This is a genomic window from Bradyrhizobium sp. ISRA436, assembly GCF_029910015.1.
In the GTDB taxonomy this organism is placed as follows: Bacteria; Pseudomonadota; Alphaproteobacteria; order Rhizobiales; family Xanthobacteraceae; genus Bradyrhizobium.
Genome location: NZ_CP094519.1, coordinates 1,304,126 through 1,313,567 on the forward strand (window position 1 = coordinate 1,304,126; position 9,442 = coordinate 1,313,567).

Genomic DNA, 9,442 nt, shown 5'->3' on the forward strand with positions numbered 1-9,442 from the left:
TACCTTGAAAGCCAAGCTCCACCGCGACTATTCCTTCTTCGCCGTCAGTCCGTCGATCATCGCGCGCGTCAGCGTTGCGATCTCGCCGCGCAGCGCATCGATCGGCACCGCGATCAGCTTCTGCTCCAGTCCCAGCGCGACCATGCCGTGCACGGCGGAGAACAGGCTGCGCGCGGTGACGCCGATCTGCGTCGACGAACGGTGCGGGAAGAGCGCGGCGAGCGGCTTGTGGATGTGCCGGAACAAGTCCATCTGCTCGGTCACGGCCCATTCCGGCACCGGCTTACCGGGTTGCATGCGGTGCTCGAACAGCGCGCGCCACTGCTCAAGATTCTCGGCGGCGAAATCGCAATAGGCGACCGCGATCCGCACCAGCATCTCGCGTGGCGCGGCCGGTCCACTAATCTCGGCCAGCGACAGCGAGGCATCCAGTCGCGCCAGGGTGCGCGAGCCGACCCGCAGGATCAGCTCGTCGACGTCCTCGACCAGGTTGTAAACGCCGCCATTGGCGACGCCGATTTGCTGCGCCAACTCGCGCGTTTTCAGCCCGCCGAGACCCTTCGCCGCGATCGCGCGTTCGGCCGCCTCGATCAGGGCTTCACGCAGTTTGGCTCGTCTTTCCAACGCCTTGGACATGATTTTCCTGTCGTTAACCATAGGTGTGAGCGTCGCTCAAACAAATATTGAGCAATGTTCAAATCGTGGTGCAAGATTGTCATGAGCAGCGCTCATAACAGGGAGTGACCAAATGTTCAAAACGGTTTTTACGGTGTTCCACGGCACCGTCGCTGCAGCGGGCGAGGAGCTGGAGGACCGCACCGCGCTCGTCATCCTCGACCAGCAGATGCGCGACGCGGCGGCGGCCGTGGAGCGTTCGAAGCGGACCCTGGCGCTCGCGATCGCCGGCGACCGCAGGAAGGGCGGCGACTTGAGACCACCTGCGCCCGCATCGCCGATCTGGAGCTGCGCGCAACCGCGGCGCTTGAGGGCGGCCGGGACGATCTCGCCCGCGAAGCGGCGCAAGCGATCGCGCCGTCGGCGTGTTCTTCCTGCCGATCGACATCTGGATGAAGGGCTATCTCACGATGGGCATCGTGATGCTGGTCCAGACTTGCGTCGCGCTGACCAAGACGGTTCGCGACAACCACGAGAGCGGCAAGCTCGTGAACCGCATCGAGGATGCCAAGGCCGAGCGCCTGTTGATGGAAGTCTCCAAGGCGGCCTGAGCCGGACCGATCAGAAGCGGCGGCGTTCGTCACCCGCCGCTTGAACTTGTTTGGTTTCCTGAAGAGCTCGTTTACCCTGCGGCAATCAGTGCCAGGTTGCGCTCGTCGCTCCTTAACAGGCGGGGTGCACAAATCGCGCCCAGTTGCGGGCAGGAACCATGGTGGCATCGGACAACAGCAAACCGGCGTCGCGCGCCGGCCGGGGTTTTGCGAAAGCGCGCGCGGTCTTTGACGGCCTGCGCAGCCATGGCAGCTTCTGGCTGAAGGCGTTGTCGCAGCCGACCATCGATCTCAGCCTGCGCACCCAGGCCGGCCAGCGCACCCGCATCGTCGAATCGCCAGGTCTGTCGCTGCCGAAGGACGAGCTCGACGCGCTTGTCGCGCAGCTGTGCATCGTCGCGGCGAAGACCCTGCCGCAGGAGAGCTTGACCTACGGCATCTTCTCCGGCGAGCCCGAGCGATTGTCGCGCGCCATCGTCACCTTGATCTGCGAGGAGGACGGCGGCCGGCCGATCGCATTCAACGCGCTGTCGGTGATGGACGTGCCGCTCGACGGCGAATTGACCGAAGTCACCCATCTCGGCCTCGTGATGGTCGACCCCGACGTGCGCGGGCAGGGGCTGTCCTGGGTGCTCTATGGCGTCACCGCGCTGGTGCTGTTTGCCCGCGACGGCCTGCGGCCGAAATGGATCTCCAACGTCACTCAGGTGCCGGCGGTGGCCGGCATGGTCAGCGACACCTTCTCCGACGTGTTTCCGTCGCCGCTGCCGGGCGCGCGGCAGAGCTTCGCCCATCTGCAGCTCGCACGCGGCATCATGGCGAAGCACCGCGCCGTGTTCGGCGTCGGCGAGGAGGCCGGCTTCGACGAGACGCGTTCGGTCATCACCAACGCCTATACCGGCGGCTCGGACGCGCTGAAGAAGACCTTTGGGGTCGCGCCCAAGCATCGCAACGCCATTTACAACGACTTTTGCCAGCGCGAGCTGGATTACGATCGCGGCGACGACGTGCTGCAGCTCGGCCGCATCGATCTTGCCGGTGCGCGCCGCTACCTCTTGAGCGAGGTGCCCCCCGGCTCGCTGCCGGCGCTGCTTGCGGCTTCCGCGATGCTGGCGCTGCAGCGGCTGGTGCTGCCGGTGGTCTACTGGCTGGACGACACCCGCGCCTTCGGCACGTTGCGGCCGCGCAGATAGGATGCCGAGGCGACACGATGAATCTTGATCATGACTCATTCCCCGGCCGCGCGACGGCAGAAGCTGGCGCCGAAGCCATCGATCATCCGACGGGCGGACAATGACGTCGGGCGTGATCGCGGATTCCATCGTCAATCTCTGCGGTGCCATCGGGCTTGCCGTGGCGATGATGACGTTCTATCGCCGCGACCCCAGGAGCCCGCTGACCCGCCGCCTGTTGTTCGCGCTCGGCGTGATCGCGATCCTGTTCCTGGATCGGGGCTTGGCATGGTGGACCGGGAGCCGCCTGCTCGATCGCCTGTCGGTTGTTCCGGCCTCGTTGATCCCGCTCGGTGCCCTGATCGTCACCGAGGGCATTCTGCGCCGCCATGCGCCGCGCGCAGTGAAGATCGTGGCGCTCGGCGGCGCAATCCTGCTCGGCCTCGGCGGATTGGTCGGGCTGCAGCGCTTCGTGATGCCCTACGCGATCACGCTGGCGTTGTTCCAGCTATTGGGCTTCGCGACCTGCGCCGTCCTGCTCGCAATCCGCGACCGTTCGGCGCTGATGGCCGCGGAAAACCGCAGCATCGGGCGGCTTGCAGTCGGCGCGCTGCTGGTGATCCCGTTCATCCTCACCGACTTTCGCACGCTGTTTCCGCACATCCCGGTGCGGCTCGGTGCCCTTGGCGCGCTGTTGACCGTGACCGCGATGCTGATCGCAGGCGGCGGGGCCGAGACGCGCCGGCATGGACTGGCGATGATGGCGCTGCGGCTGATCAGTTCCGGATTGCTCGGATTTGCCGCCGCCTTTATCGCGCCCGATGTCGATGCGGCGCAGATCGTTCGTTTCGTCGCCGTTGCGATTGCCGGCGTGCTCACCATCGGCTTGATGACGGACGCGCTGCGCGCGCTATTCGAATCGCAGGAGCCGGGCGTGCTCAATTCGGTCGCGGCGTCGCCGGCGCAGACGCGGGAGCAGTTGATCGCCGAGCTTGCACGTCATCCGATCTTCGAAAGCGCGCGTCGCTTCCGCGAAAGCGAGCTCGCCGCCTACGATCCGCCGCTGCTGCGCGACTTCCTGTCGCCCCGGCGCGTGCTCCGCCGTTCCGACGCTCCATGGGGGCTGTCGCCGATCGAGCCTGCGGTCGAGCGCATGGTCTCGCTGCTGACGGCCAACAGCGCCACCCATGTCATCGTGCTCGCCCATGATCCGCTCGACCTGATCGTGCTGGCGGTGCCGGTGACGGCGGCCGATCCCGCCACCGAGACCGCGCTGGCGCTGGTGCGGCGACTGCTGGCGCTGACGCCGGAGGCCAAATGATGCTCAAAATCCGGAAGGGGGATCGCAGGACGGCCCCGAACAATGGCCAAAATCCCGGCATTTTCGGCTGCTGGTCGACCGGCTGATTGTCCGAGCGCCTCACGCGTGCTGCCCGATATCTCCGCTGTCAAAGCTTCATGCGATCGTGTTATGACGCCGCGCGCGAACCAATGACCGGTGTGGATTTATGTCGAAGCAGTCGATGCGTGAGGAGGCCGAGCGCCTGATCCGCGAAACCATGGAAAAGCGGAACCTCGTCGTCAAGCAGGGCATGACCCGGATCGAGGCCGTCTGCGGCAAATGCGGCGCGCCGAACCGCGTGCAGGCGGAAAAAGGCCAGTCCCGCGTCAAATTCGCCTGCAAGCAGTGCGGTCACAAGCAGGAAACGCTCTGAGCATTGCCCTGAGCGATCGGGAAAATCCCGTTACTTCATCTACAGGCTCTCACTTCCCCTTCACGAATGCCGCGAACGCATCCGCATAATCCGGATGCCAGCGTGACAGCGCGGGGCGGTTCTCGACGATATCTCCCGCGGCCCAGAGGATGCGGCGCTCGTCGAGCGCGCGCGGCACGTCGTTGTCGGGGCAGAGGATATAGAAATCGCCCGCCTCCAGGCGTTCGATCATGAAGTCGACGGTCTGCTCGGCCGTCCAGGCGCCGGCCGGCTTCTCGGTGCGGCCGCGTGCGGTCAGCCCGGTGAAGACGAAGCCCGGGATCAACAGATGCGCCGAAATTTTGCAGCCGTCGGTGTTGCGCAACTCGTGCTGCAGCGCCTCGGTGAACGCCTTCACGCCGGCCTTGGAGACGTTGTAGGCGGGATCGCCGGGCGGCGTGGTGATGCCTTGCTTGGAGCCGGTGTTGATGATCAGCCCCGGCTTGCCCCGCTTGATCATGTTGGGGGCGAACGCCTGCGTGCCGTTGATCACGCCCCACAGATTGACGGCGAGGATGCGCTGCCAGTTGTCGGCGGGGCCGAACGTCGCGCTGCCGGGCTGGATGCCGGCATTGTTCATCAGGATGTCGGTGCCGCCGAAGCGCTTTGCCACAGCCGCTTCGAGGTTCGCGACCTCGTCGGCGCGGCTGACGTCGACGGCCGCGGTCATGATGTTGGATGCACCGCCCGGTGCCGCAGATGACAGTCTTGCCGCGGCGTCCTTCAGCCGGTTATCGCCGAGATCGGCGATGCAGAGCTTCATGCCAGCTTTCGCGAAGCGCAGCGCGGCGGCAAGCCCGATGCCGGATGCGCCGCCGGTGATCACGGCAACATGATTGGATGATATCACGGGGTGGGGCATCGGCGGTCTCCGGACACATATGTGGCTGACATTCACAACGCTAGCATAAAGCGCGCAGCATGCACGCAGGCGCTTGGGAGGTTTTCGTACGCGCCGTCCTCTTCAACGTCCGCTCGGCTTTACGGTTTCGCGCCTGCGCTGTACAATTCTACATATAACGCTTCCAAACGACCTCAGCCGACATTTACAGGGAGTGCAAACATGGCTGTTTCGCAGGCTGTTCCGATCACGCGCCATCCTTATGCCGACGGCTCCTACAAGAAGATGCTGATCGACGGCAAATGGGTCGACGCCACCTCCGGCAAGACGTTCGAAACCCATAACCCCGCCACCGGCGAGCTGCTCGCGACCGTGGCCGAGGGCGATGCCGAGGACATCAACCGCGCGGTTGCCGCGGCGCGCCGGGCCTTCGAAGGTCCCTGGAGCAAGGTCAAGCCGTATGAGCGGCAGAACCTGCTGCTCAAGCTTGCCGATCTCGTCGAAGCGAATTTCGAGGAATTGTCCCAGCTCGATACGCTCGACATGGGCGCGCCGATCAGCCGCACCCGCGGCAACCGGCTGCGCGCGCTCGGCATGCTGCGCTATTACGCGGGCCAGGCAACCGCGATCCATGGCGAGACCATCGAGAACTCGCTGCCCGGCGAAATCTTCTCCTACACGCTGAAGGAGCCGATCGGCGTGGTCGGCGCCATCATCCCGTGGAACGGGCCGCTGACCGCGACGATCTGGAAGATTGGTCCTGCGATCGCGACCGGCTGCACCGTGGTGCTGAAGCCCGCCGAGGAATCGCCGCTGACTTCGCTGCGCATCGCCGAGCTTTGCATGGAAGCCGGCATTCCGCCGGGCGTGGTCAACGTCGTGCCGGGCTTTGGCGAGACCGCGGGCGCGGCACTCGCGTCGCATCCCGATGTCGACAAGGTCGCCTTCACCGGCTCGCACATCACGGGCCAGTCGATCATCCGCGCCTCGGCCGGCAACCTCAAGCGCGTGTCGCTCGAACTCGGCGGCAAGTCGCCGGACATCGTGTTCGCCGACGCCGATCTCGACGCGGCCGTGCCGGGTGCGGCGATGGCGGTGTTCGCCAATTCGGGGCAGATCTGCAGCGCCGGCACGCGGCTGTTCGTCGAGCAGAAGGTCTATGATGAATTCGTCGGCCGCGTCGCCGAGTTCGGCAAGAAGCTGCAGGTCGGCAACGGTCTCGATCCCAACACCCAGATCGGTCCGCTGGTGTCGCAGCAGCAGATGGACCGTGTGTCCGGCTATCTCGACATCGGCCAGAAGGAAGGCGCGAAGGCGCTTGCCGGAGGCGGGCGTCTAACTGAGGGCGCGCTGTCGAAGGGCTATTTCGTGCAGCCGACGGTGTTTGCCAATGTGCAGGACAACATGCGCATCGCGCAGGAGGAGATCTTCGGGCCGGTGATCTCGGCGATCTCGTTCAAGGATCCGGACGAACTGATCAAGCGCGCCAATGCCACGACCTTCGGGCTCGGCTCGGGCGTGTGGACCACCAATGTCAGCAAGGCGCACCAGGTCGCGAAGGCACTGCGCGCCGGCTCGGTCTGGGTCAATTGCTACCAGGCGATGGACCCGGCGGTGCCGTTCGGCGGCTACAAGATGAGCGGCTACGGTCGCGAGTCCGGCAAGCAGCACGTCGAGGAGTATCTCAACGTTAAGGCAGTCTGGATCAAGACGGGTTAGGCGGTGCTTCTTACCTCTCCCCGCTTGCGGGGAGAGGTCGGATTGCATCGACAGATGCAATCCGGGTGAGGGTCTCAACGTTCGGCGCGCTCACGGAGGGAAGCCCGTCACCCCAATGCCTGCATGGTTTCGGAATATTAGAAGAATATCCCTCATTTGCCCGACGCGTCAAGTTGCCTTGTCGAACGCCGGCCGCCGCCGGCTACTTTGCATGGGGTTGTTTTCGATATTTTCGTAACGCGCCCCTGCGACGGCCGCCGTTCTTGCTTCTACCGCCCCATAGCCTTTTTCGGCTTGCCAATGTCGCTGTGCAGCGCTGCGAGGTCCTTGCGCACGGCGAGCGCCGCATCGCGTTCGATCTTCCGGTAGCGTGCCACCAGCGACAGGCCGAATGGGGTGAGCATCGCGCCGCCGCCATTCTTGCCGCCGGTTTGCCGTTCCACCGCAGCTTGCCGGCAGATGCGGTTGATCTCGTCGACGAGGTCCCAGGCGCGCTTGTAGCTCATGTCCATGGCGCGGCCGGCGGCGGAGATCGAGCCGCATTCCCGGATGTTTTCCAGCAGCTGAATCTTGCCCGGCCCGATCCGGTCCTGGGCATCGAGGTCGATGCGGACGCTGAGGGAGGGGAGCGATGTGGCGCTCGATTTCGGCATGGAGTGTCTGCTTTCTCGCCTTGGCAACCAGATTGCCACTACCCGCATTTGCGAACAAGATGAACCCGTTAGATAACGGGCACGATCCGGACCCGGAGGCCCGCGCCAGCGCAAAGTGGAAACCGGTTTCCGAACAGATCATGCCCTGGATATAACGGCAAACCACATAAGAATATTTGGGGCAGGCATGAATCCTCCGTCGCTGTTCTCTCCGCTCAAGATCGGTCCCTATCAGCTCAAGCACCGCGTCGTGATGGCGCCGCTGACCCGGATGCGGGCAGCGAGGCCGAGCCTCGCACCGCGGCCGCTGAACGCGGAATATTACGCGCAGCGCGCCACGCCCGGCGGGTTGATCATCGCCGAGGCCTCGCCTGTGGTTGAGACCGGCTTCGGCAATCCCGGCGTTCCCGGCATCTACACCGAGGCCCAGATCGCGGGCTGGCGCGAGGTCGTGAATGCCGTCCATGCCAAGGGCGGGTTCATCTTCCTGCAGCTCTGGCATGTCGGCCGTGTCTCGCACTCCTCATACCAGCCGGGCGGCGCGCTGCCGGTTGCGCCGTCGGCGGTGGCGATCCCCGAGCTCAAGACGATGACGGCCGGTGGCAAGGTGGTCGAATACGAGACGCCGCGCGCGCTCGAGACCAGCGAGATCCCGCTGATGGTCGAGGCTTACCGCCAGGCGGCGAAAAACGCGCTCGCCGCCGGCTTCGACGGTGTCGAGATCCATGGCGCCAACGGCTATCTGATCGAGCAGTTCCTGCAGTCGCGCAGCAACCTCCGCACCGACCAATATGGCGGCTCGATCGAGAACCGCGTGCGCTTCCTGCTGGAGGTGACGCAGGCCGCGATCGATGTCTGGGGCGCCGACCGCGTCGGCGTGCGCCTGTCGCCCTATGGCATCGCCAACGGCAGCGGCGAGGCCGACCCGATGCCGCTCTACGGCCACGCGATCAAGGCGCTGGACAAGCTCGGGCTCGCCTATCTGCATTTCATCGAGCCGCGCGCTTCCGGCACGGGGCGTGCGGAGGTCGACTGGCAGAACGTGCCGTCAGCCATGGTGCTGTACCGGCCGATGTGGAGCAGCGTGCTGGTGACGGCCGGCAACTTCATCGGCGAGAGCGCGCAGAGCGCGATCGCCGAGGGACATGCCGACGCGATCGCCTTCGGCCGCTACTTCATCTCCAATCCGGACCTGCCGCGCCGCTTGCAGCGTGGCTATCCGCTGACGCCGTATAACCGCGCCACGTTCTATAGCGGTGAGGAGAAAGGGTACACGGATTATCCGGTGCATGACGAGCTGGCGCAGGCCTAAACTTGCAGCCCGGATGCAGCGCCGCGCAATCCGGGGCCACGCTGTGCCGCCTCCCGGATTTCGCTGCGCGGCATCCGCGCGACAATGATTGCGGTTCTCGTCATTGCGAGCGAAGCGAAGCAATCCATATCTCCGTATGCGGAGGGATAGATTGCTTTGTCGCTTCAGCGCAAAATTGCTTTGCAATTTTATCGCGAGCTCCTCGCAATGACGGTGGGTGAATGGAGCGACCCCGATGTTTCCGGAAGACGACGAGTTCGAGCCGACGAAAAAGCCGAAGCCCGTGGCGCTGGCCAAGCCCGCCGCGGGCCAGTGCCTGTGTGGCAAGGTGCGCTTCGAGATCGATGTGCCGGCGCGGTGGGCGTGGCATGACCACACGCAGGCCAGCCGCCGCGCGCATGGCGCGGCCTATGCGACCTATGTCGGAAGCTGGCGCAAGCGGTTCCGCATCACCGAAGGCAAGAATGAGCTCTCGCGCTACGAGGATGCTGCGACCAGGACCGTGCGCAGCTTCTGCGCCAATTGCGGCACGCCAATTGTCTACGAACGCGCGCGTTCGCCGCACATGGTCAACATCCCCCGCGCATTGTTCTCGGGGCGCACCGGCCGCCAGCCGCTCTATCACATCGCGATCGAGGAGCTGCAGGAATGGGCTTACACCGGCGAGCCGCTGGTGCCATTGAAAGGCTATCCCGGCGTGGTCTGGCAGCGCTCGAAAAAGAAGAAGCGCAGCGATCGGGAAGGGATGTTCTGAAGCGCGTTTGA

Annotated in this window: 9 protein-coding genes and 2 pseudogenes; 8 read left to right on the forward strand and 3 right to left on the reverse strand. The window is 65.0% G+C overall.

The features are described from left to right. Positions 1-27: 27 nt before the first annotated feature. Positions 28-636, reverse strand: coding sequence for a TetR-like C-terminal domain-containing protein (locus tag MTX23_RS06230; protein ID WP_280975751.1), 609 nt, complete (start codon positions 634-636; stop codon positions 28-30). 112 nt (positions 637-748) lie between these two features. On the opposite strand from MTX23_RS06230, the pseudogene MTX23_RS06235 reads away from it, so the two are divergent. From MTX23_RS06235 to MTX23_RS06255, 5 genes and pseudogenes are all read left to right on the forward strand, one after another. Beyond that, positions 749-1,032: pseudogene (locus MTX23_RS06235) on the forward strand (PspA/IM30 family protein); the annotation flags it as partial. Beyond that, positions 1,032-1,226, forward strand: a pseudogene (locus MTX23_RS06240) (YiaA/YiaB family inner membrane protein); the annotation flags it as partial. The pseudogenes MTX23_RS06235 and MTX23_RS06240, both read left to right, overlap by 1 nt. A gap of 158 nt (positions 1,227-1,384) precedes the next feature. Continuing rightward, a complete protein-coding gene (locus MTX23_RS06245; RefSeq protein ID WP_280975752.1) occupies positions 1,385-2,419 on the forward strand; it encodes a hypothetical protein in 1,035 nt (344 codons plus the stop codon). A 100-nt stretch (positions 2,420-2,519) separates the two neighbouring features. Then, positions 2,520-3,719 carry a hypothetical protein gene (locus tag MTX23_RS06250; RefSeq protein WP_280975753.1) on the forward strand — a complete coding sequence of 400 codons (1,200 nt, stop codon included), beginning with the start codon at positions 2,520-2,522 and terminating at the stop codon, positions 3,717-3,719. 187 nt (positions 3,720-3,906) lie between these two features. Next, entirely contained in the window at positions 3,907-4,113 is a 207-nt protein-coding gene (locus MTX23_RS06255) for a hypothetical protein (protein ID WP_280975754.1), read from the forward strand. Between the two features lie 49 nt (positions 4,114-4,162). Here the strand turns inward: MTX23_RS06255 and MTX23_RS06260 are convergent, their stop codons facing one another. Beyond that, entirely contained in the window at positions 4,163-5,014 is an 852-nt protein-coding gene (locus tag MTX23_RS06260; protein WP_280975755.1) for an SDR family NAD(P)-dependent oxidoreductase, read from the reverse strand. Positions 5,015-5,215: 201 nt separating this feature from the next. On the opposite strand from MTX23_RS06260, the gene MTX23_RS06265 reads away from it, so the two are divergent. After that, complete coding sequence (locus MTX23_RS06265) at positions 5,216-6,712, forward strand: aldehyde dehydrogenase family protein (RefSeq protein WP_280975756.1); 1,497 nt, start codon at positions 5,216-5,218, stop codon at positions 6,710-6,712. 269 nt (positions 6,713-6,981) lie between these two features. Here MTX23_RS06265 and MTX23_RS06270 read toward each other — a convergent pair whose 3' ends face one another. Continuing rightward, the gene (locus MTX23_RS06270) at positions 6,982-7,365 is read right to left on the reverse strand and encodes a winged helix-turn-helix domain-containing protein (protein WP_280975757.1); all 384 of its coding nucleotides are present in this window, start codon (positions 7,363-7,365) and stop codon (positions 6,982-6,984) included. Positions 7,366-7,552: 187 nt separating this feature from the next. On the opposite strand from MTX23_RS06270, the gene MTX23_RS06275 reads away from it, so the two are divergent. Next, positions 7,553-8,677 (forward strand): alkene reductase, encoded by a 1,125-nt coding sequence (locus tag MTX23_RS06275; RefSeq protein WP_280975758.1) that lies wholly within the window; start codon positions 7,553-7,555, stop codon positions 8,675-8,677. 235 nt (positions 8,678-8,912) lie between these two features. Continuing rightward, a complete protein-coding gene (locus MTX23_RS06280) occupies positions 8,913-9,431 on the forward strand; it encodes a GFA family protein (protein ID WP_280975759.1) in 519 nt (172 codons plus the stop codon). The last annotated feature ends 11 nt before the right edge of the window (positions 9,432-9,442 follow it).